We start from the raw sequence: 16,530 nt of genomic DNA, 5'->3' as shown, positions 1-16,530 counted from the left end.
GGGGCTCCCCATTGCTGGGCGCCCGCCGGATCGAACTGCTTACTGGGTCAGATCGATCGCGTAACGCGACAGCTGCGTCACCGGATCGGGCGTGGCGTCAAACACCGAGACGTTGGTCACGTCGTGCGCCGTGGCCATCGCCAGCGTGCCCGGCACCGACGAAAACACCACCGGTCCGGCTAGCGAACTGACCTGCGCGAAACGCCAACTGCGATCCAGGCCGAACGTGGCCAGGTCGAGCGTGGGGTTCTTCTTGATATAGCTGATCAACACGTCGCGGCTGGCGTCCGGAGCCTGCAGCACGATGTCGCCCTTGCCGCCGGCCAGGCCGGGGAAGTCGCCGCCGCCGCTGGCGCGGTAGTTGTTGGTCACCACCAGGAATTGCGCGGTCAGGTCCAGCGGCGCGCCGTTGTACGTCAGCGCGGTGATGCGCGAGCCCTTTGGCCTGGTCACGTCGATTTCATACTGCAGCGCATTGCCGGCCGCATACAGCACGTCGAAGTTGAACGTCGGAAAGCCGGTGTCGATCAGATCCTGCGGCGCGACCTGCGCGGGGTCGATCTGCTTGAACTGCTCGGCCGTCTTTTCCAGCCACTGGCGCACGATGTCGCCGCTGACCCGCACGACTTGCAGCGTGTTGGGGTACAGATACAGGTCGGCCGCGTTGTTGATGGCGACGTTGCCTTGCTTCACATAGGTGAAGTCGCCCGGACCGTTGCGCCCGCCCTTGAAGGGCGCGGCGGCCGACAGGATCGGCAGGCCCGCGTACGACGGGCTGTTCTTGGCGATGTAAACCGTCAGGTAATCGATCTGCGCCATGTTCACGATCTGCAGCGCGGACACGTCGCCCGCCAGCGCGTAGTACGTGGCCATGTCGAACTGGCTCTGGCCGATCGGCGTCTTGACGTAGTCGATCGTCGCGGCGTGCTCGGCCTGCACAAGTTGCTGCGCGGCCGCGTCCGGCGCCACGTAGGTTGCCGGCGTCGAGCCGCTTTGCGCGGTCAGGCTCGTGGAGATGCGCTGCACCTGCGTCGCCTCCTTCTGCACCTTCCAGCCCTGGTCATACGACAGCGTCAAAGTGATCTGGCCGAGGTTGTTGCCCCATTGGCCGGCCTGCACGGTCGGTACGCCATTGATCAAACCCTTTTCCAGTTCGACGCCCGGCTGCCCGGCGAACTGCGATTTGGCATTGGTGTCGGGAAAGAGCAGATGCTGGTGGCCCGTGATGAGCGCGTCGATGCCCGGCACCTGGCTCAGATAGCCCGCGCCGTTTTCCATGTCCGGGCTATAGACCGTGGCCAGGTCGATGCCGCCGTGCGCCAGCGCCACGACCAGGTCCGCGCCCGCCGCCCTCATTTCGGGCACGTAGCGCGCCGCGGTTTCCTTCCAGCCGGTGACTTCCACGTGGCCTTCCAGATTCGCCTTGTCCCATTGCATGATGGGCGGCGGCGCAAAACCGATCACGCCTACCTTGAGCGGTACGTCGATGGACTTGCCCGTGCTGTCCGTGGCCGTGAAGGTTTTTTCAAGCAGGACATAAGGCTTGAAGATCGGCTGCTTGGAGGCTGCCGACACGACGTTGGCCGATACGAACGGGAACGCCGGGGCCGCGCAATCCTTGGCGCCCGCGGGGTTGGTCTGCGCCGTGCCCTTGCCGATGCCGGCCAGCCCGAAATCCACGTTGGTGATCTGCGACAGATAGGGCAGGCCGTAGTTGAACTCGTGGTTGCCCATCGTGGCCGCGTCGTACGACAGCAGCTTCATCTGTTTGTAGATCGCGATCATGTCGGAACACTGTACCGGCGACACCAGCGCCTGATAGTCCGACAGTGCCGTGCCTTGCACGGTGTCGCCGTTGTCGAGCAGCAGCGTGTTCGGATACTGCTTGCGCGCATTGGCGATCAGCGTGGCCGTGCGGTCCATGCCGTAGCTCTTGTCTTCGGCAAGCTTGTAGTAGTCGTAGCCCAGCACATTGGCGTGCAGGTCCGTGGTGCCGAGAATCGCAACGTCCAGCGTGGTGCCTTGCGGCACGCTGGCCTGCGGCGGGGTCTCGGGCGCGGCGGTGTCATCGTCATCGTCATCGCCGCCGCAGGCGGACAGGCCGGCCACCAGCGCAAAGCTGGCGGTCACTGCAAAGATCTTGCGTACGTGTGGCTTCACCGTCTTTCCTCCGTGTTGAAGGAAAGAATTTTGGGGACGGTGTGTGACCTACCCGTGACATGCACGGGGGCAAATCAACGCAGCGGGGACTCGCGGGTCAGGCAATCCGCGTCCAGCGCCGCCAGCGCGTCCAGGAATCGCCACGCGAACGAGCCGGGCCCGTCGGCATGCTCCGCCGCGTGCTGGCCCGCGATGCCGAAGCAGGACAGGGCGGCCACGGCCGCGGCATACGCATCGTTTTTCGACACGGCGGCAAAGGCGCCGACCACCGCGCTGAGCGCGCAGCCGGTGGCGGTCACGCGTGGCATCAGCGGCGAACCGCCCGCAATGCGCACGGCGCGGGTGCCGTCCGTGACGTAATCGACCTCGCCGGTGACGGCCACCACGGTCTTGCGGCGCGCGGCGATGTCGTGGGCAGACTGCTCGGCCTGCGCCACGGCGTCGCGGGCGTCCACGCCTTTGCCGGCGCTGTGGCCGCCGGCCAAGGCGATGATCTCCGATGCGTTGCCCCGGATGATGGCCGGTTCAAGGTCCAGCAGCCGCTGGATGGCGTCGCGGCGAAAAGCGGTGGCGTGATGCGCCACCGGATCCAGGACCCAGGGCGTGCCGGCTTCTGCCGCGGCTTGCGCGGTCAGCAGCATGCTGCGCAGCCAGGGCGACGATAACGTGCCGATGTTGACGACCACCGCACCGGCAAAGCGCGCGAACTCCGGCGCCTCTTCTTCGGCGTGCACCATGGCGGGGGACGCGCCGATCGCAAGCACCGCGTTGGCCGCGTAATTCATGGAGACGAAATTGGTCAGGCACTGCACCAACGGCGCGTCACGGCGGACAGCGGCGAGGAGGTCCTGGGATTGTTGGGCGAGGGAAGTGATGTCGGAATGCGTCATGCCGGGCGGGGTTTGGGCCGGGGACGCGAAGCTCCCCGGATCGGTGCCGTATGTTCCCGGGGGGGCGCAGAGGTGTCAAGTTCCCGCCGCCGACCCGTGCTTGGGCCCTGCGGCGGAATGCGCGAATGATCAGCCGCACTGGCCTTCGGCGGCCAGCTTCACTTCGGGTTTGGAGATTACCCGCTTGCCTTCTTCTTCGGACACCTCTTCAACGCCGGCGCCGCCCACAAATACGCCCATCTTGATGAACTGGCGGACAAAATAATTCTTTCCGGCTTGCATGGTCAGCAGCAGATCGTTCGGAGAAAACTCGGATTCCGTCGACACCTTGTGCTGCTGGTCGCCCTGGACCTGGGTATAGAAGAAGACTCTGTCGGCGGTTTCGCCCAGGCAGTTTCCGTCGATATACACGTCTTTCTTCAACGCCTTGCCCACGAAGCTGTCCCGATACACGTACAAGCCGGATTTACCTTCGTCCGGCGCCGCAAACGCTTTGGCCTTCTGGTTGTTTTCTTGCGAAGCCAGCGGAACATTCGCGCATCCCGTCGCTGCCAGGACGGCGGCGCAGGCAACTGCCAGTTTCAGCTTATTCTTGGTCGATCGATTCATGGTCGTCGGTGTCAGTTGTTAATGGAAAAGTTAGAACGTATCCAAAAATATCTGAGTGTGTCACAACTTGATTGAATCGTCCATGGCTCCGCCACGCCGCAAATGCTGCGCGGGCGCATACTCAATTTGAGGTATTGGCGGTTGTGCGGGCTGGATCACAATCATTGGCCCCGCCAGCAAAAGAGGTGCCTCCATGCTGAGTGCCGAACAAATCCAACGTATATTTCCCAGCTGCAAAACGCCCGCTGTGTGGGCCGATGCGTTGGCGCCCGCATTTCAGAAATACGAGATCGAAACTCCGGATCGCATCGCAAGCTTTCTGGCGCAGACGGGTTATGAATCCGGCCAATACAACCGGATCGAGGAAAACCTCAATTACTCGACGGCCTCGCGGTTGACCAAGGTGTGGCCAAAGCGATTTCCCAATGAGGCGTCGGCCATGCCGTATGTGAACAATCCGCAAGGACTTGCAAATCTGGTTTATGCGAACCGGATGGGTAATGGTGATGCGCAAAGCAACGACGGATTCCGGTATCGCGGACGCGGCATCATCCAGCTGACCGGGCGCAGCAATTACGACTCGGCTGGCGACGCCATGGGCGTCAATTTGCTTGAGACGCCCGAGTTACTGTCCGACCCGAAATGGGCTGCGCTGAGCGCCGGGTGGTATTGGCAGTCGCGCGGGCTGAACGAGCTGGCGGACGACCGCACGCATGACGATGACCTGGAGGATTTCGCCAGGATTACGCGGCGGATAAATGGCGGGTTGGTGGGGCTGAAAGAGCGCTTCGCCTTGTTCAAGCAGGTCTATGCCGAACTGATGCGATAAATGCGCAGCCGCGCCGGCCGCATCCCGCGCCGGCGCCCAGATGGCCATGCAGGCGGGCGGCGTTTCAATTCACCGTGATATTGGCCGACTTGATCACCTGCGACCAATGCGCCGTATCCTGCGCGACGGTGCGGCCCAGTTCCTCGGGATTCTGGTAGTTCGCCCGCACGCCCGCTTCATTGGCGGTTTTGATGAGCTCGGGCTTCTTCAGTCCCGCCTCCAGCGCGGCGCTGATCTTCTGCACCACGGCGTCGGGCGTGCCTGCCGGCGCGAACAGCGATACCCACGCATCCAGCTCGAACCCGGGGTAGCCCTGTTCGGCGGCGGTCGGCACGTCCGGAATCATCGGATGGCGCGTCGCCCCGGCGATGGCAATCGCGCGCAACTTGCCCATCTGCACGTGGCCGATCACCGACGGCGGCGTGGTCACGAAGAGCTGCACGCGGCCGGACAGCACGTCCTGGATGGCCGGGCCGGAACCCTTGTACGGCACGTGAACCATATCGGTCCCCGTCATCTGCTTGAAGAGTTCCGTGCCCACATGCGGCACGGAACCGCTGCCCTGCGAGGCGTAGTTGATTTCGCCCGGATGCGCCTTGGCGTAGGCGACCAGTTCCTTCAGGTTGTGCACCGGCAGCGACGGATGCACCGTCACCACGTGCGGAGACACGGCGATCATGCCGACCGGTTTGAACGACTCGGCGCTCCAGCGCAAGCCGGTGAACATCGACGGATTGCTCGCGTGGTACATCGAATAAGAGGCCAGGAGCGTATAGCCGTCGGGACGCGCGCCCGCCACGACGCCATACGCAATGTTGCCGCTGGCGCCCGCGCGGTTGTCGATGACGGTGGGCTGGCCCAGGCCGGTGGCAAGCGGCTCGCCCGCCAGGCGCGCGGCCAGATCCACGATGCCGCCCGGCGGCACCGGCACCACGATCGTGATTGGGTGCGTCGGAAAATCCTGCGCGGCAGCCAGCGGCGCGAGCAGCGAGAACGAAAGGGCGATCAGTTTGCGCAACATGGAGGTCACCTGGGGCAGCGGCGGGCGGTCAGGCGCGTTCGGCCAGTTCGGCGCGTACGATCGCGGCGCCTTCGACCATGGCCTTCATCTTGCCGTAGGCCACGTCGCGCGGCAGATACTTCAGGCCGCAATCGGGCGCGATGATCAGGCGCTCGGGGGACACGTGCGGCAACGCACGGCGGATGCGGGCAGCGACCACCTCGGGATGCTCGATCTCATTGGTGGACAGGTCCAGCACGCCCAGCATGATTTCCTTGTTGGACAGGCTGTCCAGCACGGTGCAGTCCAGATTCGATTGCGCGGTCTCGATCGAGATCTGGTGCGCCGAGCAGCCGCACAACTCGGGCAGGAACGAGTAGCCGTTCGGACGCGCGTGGATCACGGCGGCGTAGCCGAAGCAGATGTGCACCGCGGTGCGGCCCGTCACGCCTTCGAGGGCGCGGTTCAGCACCTCGACGCCGTACTCACGGGCCTTCTCGGGGCGCGCCTGCATGTAGGGCTCGTCGATCTGCACCACGTCGGCGCCGGCGGCGAACAGGTCACGGATCTCTTCGTTGACGGCTTGCGCATAGTCGTAGGCCATTTCGGCCTCCGACTTGTAGAAATCGTTCTGGGCCTGCTGCGCCATGGTGAAGGGGCCCGGCACCGTGATCTTGATCTGGCGGTCCGTGTTCACGCGCAGGAATTGCACGTCGCGCACCTGCACGGCGTGCTTGCGGCGGATCTTGCCCACGACGCGCGGCACGGGATTGGGGTGGCCGCTGCGGTCCAGGGCCTCGCCCGGGTTGTCGAGATCAACACCTTCGAGCGCCGTGGCAAAGCGATTGGAATAGCTTTCACGGCGAACTTCCCCGTCCGTGATGATGTCGATGCCCGCATTTTCCTGGTCGCGGATCGCGAGCAGCGTGGCGTCGTCCTGCGCCTGCTCCAGCCACTCCGGCGCGACGCGCCACAGTTCCTTGGCGCGCACCCGCGGCGGAAAGCGATCGCCAAGACGCTTGCGATCAATCAGCCAGTCGGGCTGGGCATATGAACCGACGAGCGTGGTGGGCAACAGGATGGACATGCGGACTCCGGACGGAAAAGGCGTAAAAAGCGGACCCGGGTTTATAGGCGATATAGCGTGAATTGGGTTTGCGGGCAGATTGAAGAAAATTCACGTTATGCGCCGGGGCATTTTTGACACCGCACTTTTGCGCATTCGAAGGCCACTGCAACACAACGCCCGCCCGGCGCGTGGTGCGGCGGGCGGGCGGTTTCAATACAACGCGTATTGCAGCTTGACGTGCTTACGTCGACGCGCGGTAGCGGTTACGCAGATCGCGGATCTGGTCGTGGTTGCGCAGCACGCCTTGATACTGGCGCTCGACAACAGCGCGCACGTTGTCAGGCAGCGTTTCCTTGAGCGCCTTTTCGTAGTCCGCCTTGGCCACGTCCTCGCCTTTCTCGCATTCCTCGAGCAGCGTAAGGTCGGTGCGGCTGGATACCGCCGCCTTGATGTTCGTCCAGCCACGATGCATGGCGCCGGCCACCGTGCCGCTGTCCTCGGGCTCGCCGCCCAGTTGCGTCACCAGGGTCTGCAACTCCGTGGCGCCGGCTGCGCAGTCGCGCGAACGGTTGCGAAACAGTTCCTGCATCTCGGGCGCCTTCGCGTCTTCAGCCGCCGCGGCAAAGCCCTTTTCGCCGTTCTTCGACGTTTCGATCAGATTGTTCAGCACCTTGATTACATGTTCGGCCATGTTGGTCTCCTTGGTTTGGAAGGAACAGGCGGCGTGGGCCGCCTGAGAATTGGAGACTCAGCAAGTGGCGTGCCTGGCGGGGCAATGGCCTGGGTGATTGTCTTTTACGCGTCAGACGCGCGGGCAGTTCGAGCCGGCTTTCAGTGCATCCAGCGCCTGATCCGTCATTTCCAGCGCCAGCGATGCCATCGCGCACGTGACCGCCAAGGCATTGCGCATTTCGTCTTCCAGAATGATGTCCGGCACGTCGCCGCGCGACAGGATATGGCGCACGCGCGAATCGGGTTTCTCGAAGCCGGCCACCAGCCGCAGGGCGGGGATGCCATGCCTGGCGAAGTTGGCGTGATCGGAGTTCGGCATGAAGGGCAGCCAGTGCGACACCGGCACGCCCGCGCGCGCGGCCGTGTCGTCGACCACGCCCGCCAGCGCCGGATAATCGCTGATCAGCGCGCAAAGGGTGTCGTCACCTGCCACCGTGTCCAGATTGATGTCGAGCTTCAGGCGCTGGCGTTCTGCAGTGGGCATGTCGGCCAGGTAGCGGGCCGACCCGGCCAGCGCCCATTCCTCGGCGGTGAAGAAGCAGATGCGCAGGCCCGGGGTGTCCGGACCCAACTGCTTGGCGAGCAGCCGGGCCGCAGCCAGCGCGACGGCAACGCCCGTGGCATTGTCCAGCGCGCTTTGGCCCAGATCATGGCCGTCCATGTGGGCGCTGATCACGATCCGGCTTTCCCGGCCGCCAGGCAAGTCCAGAACGCCGGCGCAGGCCATCGAATCCCGCAATTCTTCTCCCCGGATATGCAAGCGCACGCGCGCGTCAGCGGCTGCCGTCAACGCCAATGCCGCTTCGTGGCCGATGTACGCCGCGGGGATACCCGCACCGTCACGGGGACGGCCAGAGGAACCGGACAAGGGGCCGGCGCCGGGCAGCGGATTGGCGATGAGGAAGGCGGCCGCCCCTTGCGCCACTGCCATGTCGTACTTGCGGCGGCGGTGCACGTGCGTTTGCGAGAACGGGTACTCATGGCGCACGAGCACGACTTTTCCGCGCACGGATTCGCCGGCACGTTCAAAGTCTTCCGGCCGGCCCGCGCCCAGATCCAGGATCACGCCTTCCAGTCCCTGGCCGTCAGTGGACGCGGAGCGCAGCAGGGGAACGCATTCCAACGCCATGGGCGTGTCGCCCAGCAGGGTCAGATTGCTGGAGAGGCAGCGCCACCCGTCGTAGGGCACCGGCACGCGCCGCACGTCGGACCCGATTTCGCGAAGACGGTCCAGCGCCCAGTCCATGGCCGCCTCGTCCTGCCCGGACCCGGACAGCCGTCCGCCAAAGCGGCAAATGGTCTGAAAATCGCTCATCAGGGCCGCGTCGTCAGCGGCCGCCTGTTGCCAGGGTGTCGTCATTGTTGATGTCTCCGGCGCCGCGCGCGTGCCGCGCGGCGCTGCAACGTTGTTATTCGAAGGTGATGTTGGCGCGTTGCACCAGGTCGGCCCAGCGCGCAAAGTCCTGCGCCAGCAACGCGTTCAGCGCGGTGGCGCTGGTATCCGGCGGAAGGTTCATGCCGACACTCGCCAGCCGTTGCTTGACGGGCTCGGACTGCATGACTTTCGCCATGGCTTCCGACAGCTTCTGGCGCACAGGCTCAGGCGTTCCGGCCGGTGCGACGAGTCCCCACCAGCTTTGCACGGTCAGTCCCGGATAGCCGAGTTCCTGAAACGTCGGAACATCCGGTGTGTCGGCCTGCCGTACGGGCGAGGACACGGCGATCGGCTTGATCTTGCCGCTTTGGAACAGGGCAACGGCCGAGGCCATGGTGGTGAAGCTGGTATCGATTTGACGGCCAGCCAGGTCATTGACGGATGCGGATGCGCCCTTGTAGGGGATGTGCGCGAGCTTGGTCTTGGTGTTCTGCATGAACAGCTCGGCCATCAGATGGGTCAGCGAGCCGTTGCCGCCCGAGCCGATGGAGACGGTGTCCGGCTTGCCGGCGGCGGTCTTCACCAGCGCCGGGACGTCCTGCGCCTCGAACCCGGGATTCACGAACAGGTACATGGGCGACAGGCCCAGCAGCGTGATCGGCGCAAAGTCCTTTTTGGCGTCGTACTTCACGCGGTCCTTGTACAGCGCCGGCACGATGGTGAAGGGCACGTCGGCCAGCAGCAGCGTATAGCCATCGGGCGCTTCGGTGGCCACATAGGCGGTTCCCAGCATCGAGCCTGCGCCGGCGCGGTTTTCAACAACGACGGACTGGCCCAGCTGCGCGCTCAATTGGTCGCTGATGGCGCGGGCGACCACATCCGAGCTGCCGCCCGCCGAGTACGGCACGACGATCTTGACGGGTTTATCGGGATAGGAGGCGGACGCTGTTTGTGCGGCGGCCAGGGCCGTGGGGATGGCGACGGCGGCCAGCAGTTTTTTCCACTTGAACATGATTTTTATGGTGATCCATGAATAATTCACGTCATTGTGGCGGCTGCATTTTCCACGGGCAAAGGAAGTATGCGAATGGGATATTCCGAATTGGAATACCTATAACGCGCCCTTTCGGGTGCGAGAAGGTTGACTGGCCGGTTGCGCTGGCCTTTACCCCATTCCCGAGTAGCGACGCGTTCGAATATTCAGCGCCTGGCCTTGGGCGATGACCCAGTCGCAAAACGCCTGACTGTACGGCCCGCCGACGTTGGGCCGAGGCTGCATCAGGTGATAGCCATAACGGCCTTCCACCGTCTCTTTGAACGGCCGCACCAACTGTCCGGATTCCAAATGGTCCAGCACCATGCACAACGGCATGATGCCCGCACCCAATCCGTTCAGCACGGCAGGCAGCAGAATGGAAAAGCCTTCGTACTCTGGCGCGGTGGCGGCAGGGCCGGACCACAGCGGAGCGACGTCGGCTCGCCATTCGTCCCAGCCGTAACCGCGCTGGGCACGCTTAAGGAGCGGCAATTGGGCGATGTCATCCACCGACTTCACGGGATGGCGTTCCAGCAGCGACGGCGCCGCGACCAGCGTCATCTCACGGCCGCAGAGATACTGAGCGCTCATGCCGGATACATAGCCTGTATGGAGCTGGATCTCCGCGTCGAACCGTTCCGAGCGGTCGCGCGCATGCAGCAGGCGAGGACGGATGTTGACGCGGATCTCGGGGTGCAGTTCGAAGAACTCGGACAACCTGGGCAGCAGGAAAAACTGCGCAAAGGACGGCGATACCGCCACGTTCAGGGCAACGCGCGAGGCGGGATTGGCGACCAGCGCGTCGGCTTCGTCGATGAGGCGCACCGCGGCGCTGATGCGTTCCAGATACAGGGCGCCGGCGTAGGTCAGCCGCAAGCCGGCGGGCATGCGTTTGAAGAGGGCCGTGCCTAATCTGTCCTCCAGCGCTGCAACGTGTTTGCTGACCGCGCTTTGGGTCAGGTTCAGCGCTTCGCCGGCGCGGCTGAAATTCAGGGTTTCGGCGGCGGTCAGGAAGATGCGCAGGGAGGATAGGGAGTTGCGGGTGCCTTTCATACGGGGCGGTAAGCGGGTGACGGGTTTGGGCTGATTTGGCGCTACTGTACTTCGCGCGCCCGGACAATGGCGGTTTGCCGAGGTGGATCAATCCGTTCACTGGCTCGTCCGCCGATTGTGTGGCGTCCTACGCTTTCTCTTTTCAGGAGAAAGCGATTACGGGCCGATCATTCTGCCTCGCGTTCGTGGCCGGCGCGGGGCTGGTGCAGATGTCGCCGTTCTTGCCCGGTGCGTTTGTGCTGTGGGTGCTCGCTGCCGCCGGCGCGGCTTTCTGCGCCGCATGGACGCGCGTTCGGCATCCTTGCTTGCGTGTGCTTGCCGCCTTGGCGCTGGGATCCTGCGCCGGGCTTTTCAACGCGGCCCTGCAAGCCCAGCACCGCCTGGACGACACGCTGGCCGACGAGCACCAGGATCAGGTCTCGCGGCTGGTGTTGCGTGTGGTGGGATTGCCCGATGGCGACGCGAACCGGTTGCGTTTCCTGGCGGAGCTTGATTCGCCCGCGCGTCCCGGTATTCCCTCGCACATCCAGGTCACGTGGCAGGCCGGGGCCGGGGCCAATCAGACCGTGCCGCAGGTGCTGCCGGGTCAGGTATGGCGCATGGCTTTGGTGTTGCGCAGGCCGCATGGCCTGCTCAATCCCGCAGGGCCGGATACGGAGGGGCGCATGTTTGCCCAAGGTATTCGCGCTACCGGCACCGTGCGCGGACAACCCGTGCTGCTGGAAGATCGGCCATGGGCGTCGCCGGGCATCGCGATTGAACGCGCGCGGCACCACGTGCGCGAAGGCATGCGTGCTGCGCTGGGCGAGCATCGCTATGCACCGGTGTTGATTGCGTTGGCGATCGGGGACCAGGCCGGTGTGTCGCGCGACGACTGGCGGATCTTCAACCGCAGCGGCATTACGCATCTGGTGTCGATCAGCGGGATGCACGTGACGTCGATCGCGGGCATTGGCGGTCTGCTCGCATCGGCGCTATGGCGTCGAATGCGCTGGCGCGGCGTGGGATTGGCGGAGCGCGTGCCCGCGCGTATCGCGGGCGGGGCGGTGGCGGCGCTGGTCGCGCTGCTGTACTGCCTGCTTGCCGGCTGGGGCGTGCCTGCGCGCCGCACGTTCTTCATGTTGTTGGTGGTGCTGGCGGCGGCGTTGTCGAGGTTGCCGTTGTCGGGCGGCCGCGTCCTGGCGTGCGCGGCGGCTGCCGTCGTGGCGCTGGACCCGTGGGCGCCTGTGTCCGCCGGTTTCTGGTTATCGTTCGGCGCGGTGGCGGTGCTGATGCGCATCGCCGCCGCGCCGATTGATATCGATGCCGGTTGGCGCGCGCGCTGCGCGGCGCGGCTGGGGCAGGCGGTGCGCGTGCAATGGATGGTGACCGTGGGGCTGATGCCGTTGCTGGCTTTTCTGGTGCATCAAGTCTCGTTGGGCTCGCCTTTGGCGAATGCGGTGGCGATACCGGTCGTGACGTTCATCGTGACGCCGCTGGCGCTGCTTTGCGCGGCGCTGTCCTGCCTGCCCGGGGCGGAGACGTTGGCGGCGTGGGCGGGGCAGGCAGGGCTGGGCACCTTCGACCTCACCATGGTGCCGGTGGCATGGGTGGGCAACGCAAGCTGGGCCAGCGTGCCGGTTGCGGCGGCCGGCTGGATGTGGCTGCTGTTGGCGGTCGCGGGCATGGCGTGGGCGCTGCAGGCGCGCGGCTGGCCGGGGCGTCATCTGGGATGGGCCTGCATGCTGCCATTGCTGTTCTGGCGGCCGGACAAGCCGGAACCCGGCTATTGGCGCATGAGCGCGATGGACGTGGGACAGGGCAGCGCGATCCTGGTGGAAACGGCCAGCCAATCGTTGCTGTTCGATGCCGGGCCGCGCAGTTACGGCGGCAGCGACGCGGGCGAACGCGTCGTCGCGCCATTCTTGCAGTCGCGGGGGATCGGACGGCTGGATGTGTTGGTGCTGTCGCATGCCGATATGGATCATGTCGGCGGCACGCGCGCGGTGCTGGCGGCGGTGCCGGTGCGGCGAAGTTATACGTCGTTCGATCTGCCGGCCTACGTGCGGCGGGACGCCCGCATGTGGCCGGACGTGGGCAATGCGCAGCCGGTCTTGCCTGATGAGATGGAGCGGTGCGAACGGGGAGGGCGGTGGGAGGCGGATGGGGTGGTGTTCACTTTCCTGCATCCGGGGCCTTCGGAACGCAGTGGCAAGGCGGATGACCGCAATGCTGATAGTTGCGTGCTTCGTGTGGAGGGTAAGGACCATTCCCTGTTGTTGACCGGAGATGTGGGCGTGGCACAAGAGAGGGCGCTGGTCGCGCTGGGGCTGGCGGATGCCGACGTTGTCCTGGCGCCGCATCACGGTTCGTCTTCATCGTCCAGCCGTGAACTGGTGGCGGCAGCGCAGGCCAAGCACGTCATTGCGCAGGCGGGACACCTGAATCGGTTCAAGCATCCGGCGCGGGCGGTGGAACTGCGTTGGATGCGCGCGGGGGGCAAGTTCTGGCGCAGCGATCGGGACGGCGCGGTGAGGGCGGAATCGGGACCCGATGGGTTGGAAGTGTGGGCACAGCGGGAGCGAGCGGGACGGTATTGGCATGGTCGCTAACGACCGCAGGCGTCTCAGCCGTTCCCTGTGGCCAACTGATCAAACAACCGGTCCCCGCCCATCTGCCCGCCCTTGAGCATCAGCTCGATGCCGTCGGTCAGGGGATCGTCGCTGCGGGCGACGCTGACGGTGACGCCCGGCGCCAGCACGCATCTGAATGCCAACCCCCACAACCCCAGCGCCAGCGTGGCCTGGCTGGAGGTGTCGCCGCCGGCGATGCCGATGCGCGCCAGGCGCCTGCCGGCCTGACCGCTGGCGTGCACGATGTCCGCCACGAGGCGGCCGGTGGCGCGGGCGGTGGCGGCGGTGTCTTGCGCACTCACCGGGCCGGGCGGCTTGTCCGTGTGCGCGAGCACGTTGCGGCCCCGGGCCAGCGTGGCGGCCGCCAATTGCGCCTGCTCGGCCGCGTAGGCGGCATCCGTGCGCAGCCGGTCGACCTGCAGCGGCTGCCGGACGTAATGCTCGCAGGCAGCGATCTGCCGCGCGGTGACCGGCGACAGACTACCCGCCACCACCAGCACGGGTCCGTCTGCGAGGCCCAGGGGCGCCGCTTGCATGCCGTGTCCGGGGGCGGGCGTGGTGGCGCGGGCCAGCGCCTGCTGCACGCTGCTCGGCCCCACGGCCAGGAGCGGCGCGCGCGCCGCCGCGCGGCGGATCAGGCGGCCGATGATGGCTAGCTGCGATTGATCCACCAGGTCCAGCAGAAGGGGACCGTCGATGGTATCGATCACGTGGTCGATCCACGCGTCGAGCGCGGGCTTGTCGGCGGCCGGCGGATAGGCAATGTGCGGCACGGCGTGGATGCTGGAGAGCCCCTGCGCGTGAAGGTGCAGCCGCAGGTCGGCCTCGTGCATCGGCGTAACCGGATGCACGCTCATGACCGGATGGCGGTCGATGCGGTGGATCTCCGGCGCGGCGCCCGCGCGCGCAAAGAGTTGGGAGAAGCTGCAATAGCGCCCGATGCTGGGCTGTCCGCCGACGATGGGCACCAGCGGATTGGGCAGGTGGCGTCGCAGCGTGCGGACGGCGGCGCCGATGCTGCCAACATGCGGCGCGCTGTCGAAGGTGGAACAGCATTTGTAGTGCAGCATGCGTGCGCCGGTGCTTGCCATGAACCGGCCCACGGCGTCCAGTTCGGGCTCCATCTCCGCAGGCGTCATGCCACGCGCGGCGCCGGCGATGCCGATGGCGTCCAGCGGGCCGGCACGCTCCAGTTGCGCAGAAGACGGCACGCCTAAAAACAGCAGGCTGCGTAGGCCCGCCCGGGCGACCTCGGCCAACGTGTCAGTGGCGCCGGTGAAGTCGTCGCCATACCAACAGACCTGCGGCGCGGTGCCGCCAATCATGCGCGGCTTCCAAAAAATTCCAGCGCGCGCTGCAGTTCGGGCGCGTTGCGGGCGTAGTCTTCCAGGCGCTGGTTGTCGCGCACGGCGTGCCACGCTTGCCGGATGCTCTGCACACCCGCCGCAGGACCGTCCGGGTGCGCCAGGATGCCGCCGCCGGACATGAACATCAGATCGTCGCTGCGCACGGCGGCCCACGTGGCAGGCACCGTCCCGGCCCATTGACCAGACGAGAAAGCAGGCATGACGGCGTCGTCGATCCCCGGCGTCAGCGACGCGAGGCAATCGCGGGCCGAGTCCACGACTTCACTGTCCTCCTGCGAGAACTTGCCTTGCAACCCATGCACGTGCATGTGGTCCACGCCGGCCAGCCGCCACAGCGTCTGGTACGCCTGAAAGCCCATGCCCAGCAGCGGATGGCGCGACAGCGCGCCGAAGCCATTGCGGTGACCGTGCAGCGCCAGCGGCGTGCTGCGCCGCAGGGTCTGGATGGCCGAGTAGCCGCACCAGTTCAGGCTGGCCATGACGCAGGTGCCGCGCTCACGTTCAATCAGGTCGGCGTGGCGGCGCATGGCGTCGGTCTCGTCGGTAATGTTGAACGCGACCATCACGTTGCGGCCGGTGCGTTCGCGGTGCGCGCGCACGACGGCCATGACCGCGGCCACGCGCTGGGCGAGCGGGGCGTGGGCCGGGTTGGCGCACACCTCATCGTCCTTGATGAAGTCCACGCCGGCCGCGCACAGCTGCGCCACCAGATGCGCGGTCTGTTCGGGCGAGAGGCCGACGTTGGGCTTGATGATGGTGCCGACCAGCGGGCCCTTGTCCACGCCGGTCAGCGCGCGCGTGCCGGCGATGCCGACTTGCGGCAGGTCGAACTGGGCGCGGTAGTTGGCGGGCAGCTCCATGCTTTCGAGCCGCAGGCCGGTGACTTCGCCCAGGTCGTACAGATTGCCGCCGACGGTGGCGGCCAGCGTGGGCAGGTTGGCGCCCACATTGGCGACCGGAAACGCGATGCGAATCCGCGCGCGCTGGAACTTGGCGGGCATGCCGCCTGGCTGGCGCGCGAGGTAGGCGTTGGGCAGGCTGGGCGTGTCGACCGTTTCCAGCGTTTCGATGGATTCGATGCGGGCGCGTGCGCGGGCGCGCAGCTCGTCCGTTTCGCCCTGAACGCGCGTGAACGTGCCGCAGGACTGCTCGCCGGCCATGACCTCCGCAACCTTGGCGGGGTCGACGGGGGTTTCAATCAGGTAGGTGGCGGTAAACGATTGGGAATTCATGGTGGCGGTGTGCGGCAGGGGCGTATCAGAGGCGGCTCAGGTCGGGGAAGGCGCGGACCGGGTCCTTGCCGTCCCAGTTCACCGAGCTTTCGCGGATCAGGTCGAAGAGGCGGCCCTTGGGGCCGGCCACTTCGGAGAGCTCGATGACGGTGCCGGGGTGGTATTCGGTGTCGAAGTAGATGAAGCGGCCTTTCTCGCCGACTTCACCGCTCATCTTGGGCTTGAAGCCCTGCGCCAGCAGGCGCTCGAGGTCGGCGTCGTAGCTTTCGGTCCAGTAGGCGACGTGCTGCAGGCCGGTGCGGCCGGCTTGCAGGAAGTCGCGGTACATGGAGGGCACGTCGTTGCGGGTCTGGATCAGTTCGACCTGCACATAGCCGGAGTTGGCCAGGGCGACGGAGTTGTGCGGCTCGTGGGGTTCGCCATCGTATTGGTAATTGACGATGGGCACGCGCGGGTTGTAGTACCAGGGGCCCACGCCGAGCTTGGTGCTCCAGTAGTCCATGGCGGCTTCGATGTCGTGCACGACATAACCGAGTTGGCGGATCTCGCCCAGGAAACGACTCATG

At 65.8% G+C, this 16,530-nt stretch carries 14 protein-coding genes; 2 read left to right on the top strand and 12 right to left on the bottom strand.

Annotation, left to right across the window (positions count from 1 at the left end; all coding sequences use genetic code 11):
* Nucleotides 1-39: 39 nt before the first annotated feature.
* From ASD71_RS09150 to ASD71_RS09140, 3 genes are all read right to left on the bottom strand, one after another.
* Nucleotides 40-2,160, bottom strand: a complete 2,121-nt coding sequence (locus ASD71_RS09150) for a 5'-nucleotidase C-terminal domain-containing protein (protein ID WP_056562317.1) — start codon at nucleotides 2,158-2,160, stop codon at nucleotides 40-42.
* A gap of 74 nt (nucleotides 2,161-2,234) precedes the next feature.
* Nucleotides 2,235-3,050 (bottom strand): hydroxyethylthiazole kinase, encoded by an 816-nt coding sequence (gene thiM, locus ASD71_RS09145; RefSeq protein WP_056562314.1) that lies wholly within the window; start codon nucleotides 3,048-3,050, stop codon nucleotides 2,235-2,237.
* Nucleotides 3,051-3,179: 129 nt separating this feature from the next.
* Nucleotides 3,180-3,659 carry a DUF2846 domain-containing protein gene (locus ASD71_RS09140; RefSeq protein WP_082578841.1) on the bottom strand — a complete coding sequence of 160 codons (480 nt, stop codon included), beginning with the start codon at nucleotides 3,657-3,659 and terminating at the stop codon, nucleotides 3,180-3,182.
* A gap of 193 nt (nucleotides 3,660-3,852) precedes the next feature.
* Between ASD71_RS09140 and ASD71_RS09135 the strand changes: the two genes are divergently transcribed.
* Nucleotides 3,853-4,488, top strand: a complete 636-nt coding sequence (locus tag ASD71_RS09135; RefSeq protein WP_056562311.1) for a glycoside hydrolase family 19 protein — start codon at nucleotides 3,853-3,855, stop codon at nucleotides 4,486-4,488.
* 64 nt (nucleotides 4,489-4,552) lie between these two features.
* Here ASD71_RS09135 and ASD71_RS09130 read toward each other — a convergent pair whose 3' ends face one another.
* The 6 genes from ASD71_RS09130 to ASD71_RS09105 form a co-directional block, all read right to left on the bottom strand.
* On the bottom strand, nucleotides 4,553-5,509 hold the full coding sequence (locus ASD71_RS09130; protein ID WP_056562308.1) for a tripartite tricarboxylate transporter substrate binding protein: 957 nt from the start codon (nucleotides 5,507-5,509) through the stop codon (nucleotides 4,553-4,555).
* 28 nt (nucleotides 5,510-5,537) lie between these two features.
* A complete protein-coding gene (locus tag ASD71_RS09125; protein WP_056562305.1) occupies nucleotides 5,538-6,575 on the bottom strand; it encodes a uroporphyrinogen decarboxylase family protein in 1,038 nt (345 codons plus the stop codon).
* 223 nt (nucleotides 6,576-6,798) lie between these two features.
* A complete protein-coding gene (locus ASD71_RS09120) occupies nucleotides 6,799-7,248 on the bottom strand; it encodes a PA2169 family four-helix-bundle protein (RefSeq protein ID WP_056562302.1) in 450 nt (149 codons plus the stop codon).
* 111 nt (nucleotides 7,249-7,359) lie between these two features.
* Nucleotides 7,360-8,649 carry a M28 family peptidase gene (locus ASD71_RS09115; protein WP_056562300.1) on the bottom strand — a complete coding sequence of 430 codons (1,290 nt, stop codon included), beginning with the start codon at nucleotides 8,647-8,649 and terminating at the stop codon, nucleotides 7,360-7,362.
* 49 nt (nucleotides 8,650-8,698) lie between these two features.
* Complete coding sequence (locus tag ASD71_RS09110) at nucleotides 8,699-9,676, bottom strand: tripartite tricarboxylate transporter substrate binding protein (protein ID WP_156395104.1); 978 nt, start codon at nucleotides 9,674-9,676, stop codon at nucleotides 8,699-8,701.
* A 153-nt stretch (nucleotides 9,677-9,829) separates the two neighbouring features.
* Nucleotides 9,830-10,753 (bottom strand): LysR substrate-binding domain-containing protein, encoded by a 924-nt coding sequence (locus tag ASD71_RS09105; RefSeq protein WP_056562294.1) that lies wholly within the window; start codon nucleotides 10,751-10,753, stop codon nucleotides 9,830-9,832.
* A gap of 209 nt (nucleotides 10,754-10,962) precedes the next feature.
* Here ASD71_RS09105 and ASD71_RS09100 point away from each other — a divergent pair, with 209 nt between their 5' ends.
* Nucleotides 10,963-13,344 (top strand): DNA internalization-related competence protein ComEC/Rec2, encoded by a 2,382-nt coding sequence (locus ASD71_RS09100; protein ID WP_082578957.1) that lies wholly within the window; start codon nucleotides 10,963-10,965, stop codon nucleotides 13,342-13,344.
* 14 nt (nucleotides 13,345-13,358) lie between these two features.
* On the opposite strand, the gene ASD71_RS09095 is transcribed toward ASD71_RS09100, so the two are convergent.
* The 3 genes from ASD71_RS09095 to ASD71_RS09085 are packed head-to-tail and all read right to left on the bottom strand — an operon-like array spanning nucleotide 13,359 to nucleotide 16,529.
* Nucleotides 13,359-14,690, bottom strand: coding sequence for a four-carbon acid sugar kinase family protein (locus ASD71_RS09095; RefSeq protein WP_056562292.1), 1,332 nt, complete (start codon nucleotides 14,688-14,690; stop codon nucleotides 13,359-13,361).
* Nucleotides 14,687-15,964 carry a ribulose-bisphosphate carboxylase large subunit family protein gene (locus ASD71_RS09090; RefSeq protein WP_056562289.1) on the bottom strand — a complete coding sequence of 426 codons (1,278 nt, stop codon included), beginning with the start codon at nucleotides 15,962-15,964 and terminating at the stop codon, nucleotides 14,687-14,689. The genes ASD71_RS09095 and ASD71_RS09090 overlap by 4 nt, the downstream gene beginning before the upstream one ends.
* Before the next feature lie 25 nt (nucleotides 15,965-15,989).
* Nucleotides 15,990-16,529, bottom strand: a complete 540-nt coding sequence (locus ASD71_RS09085; RefSeq protein WP_056562286.1) for a VOC family protein — start codon at nucleotides 16,527-16,529, stop codon at nucleotides 15,990-15,992.
* Between the last annotated feature and the right edge of the window lies 1 nt (nucleotide 16,530).

The sequence above is a fragment of the Achromobacter sp. Root565 genome, from assembly GCF_001427425.1.
Lineage (GTDB): Bacteria > Pseudomonadota > Gammaproteobacteria > Burkholderiales > Burkholderiaceae_B > Achromobacter > Achromobacter spanius_D.
The sequence above is the reverse complement of the archived record's forward strand: the minus strand, read 5'-3'. Positions and strand labels throughout refer to the sequence as shown.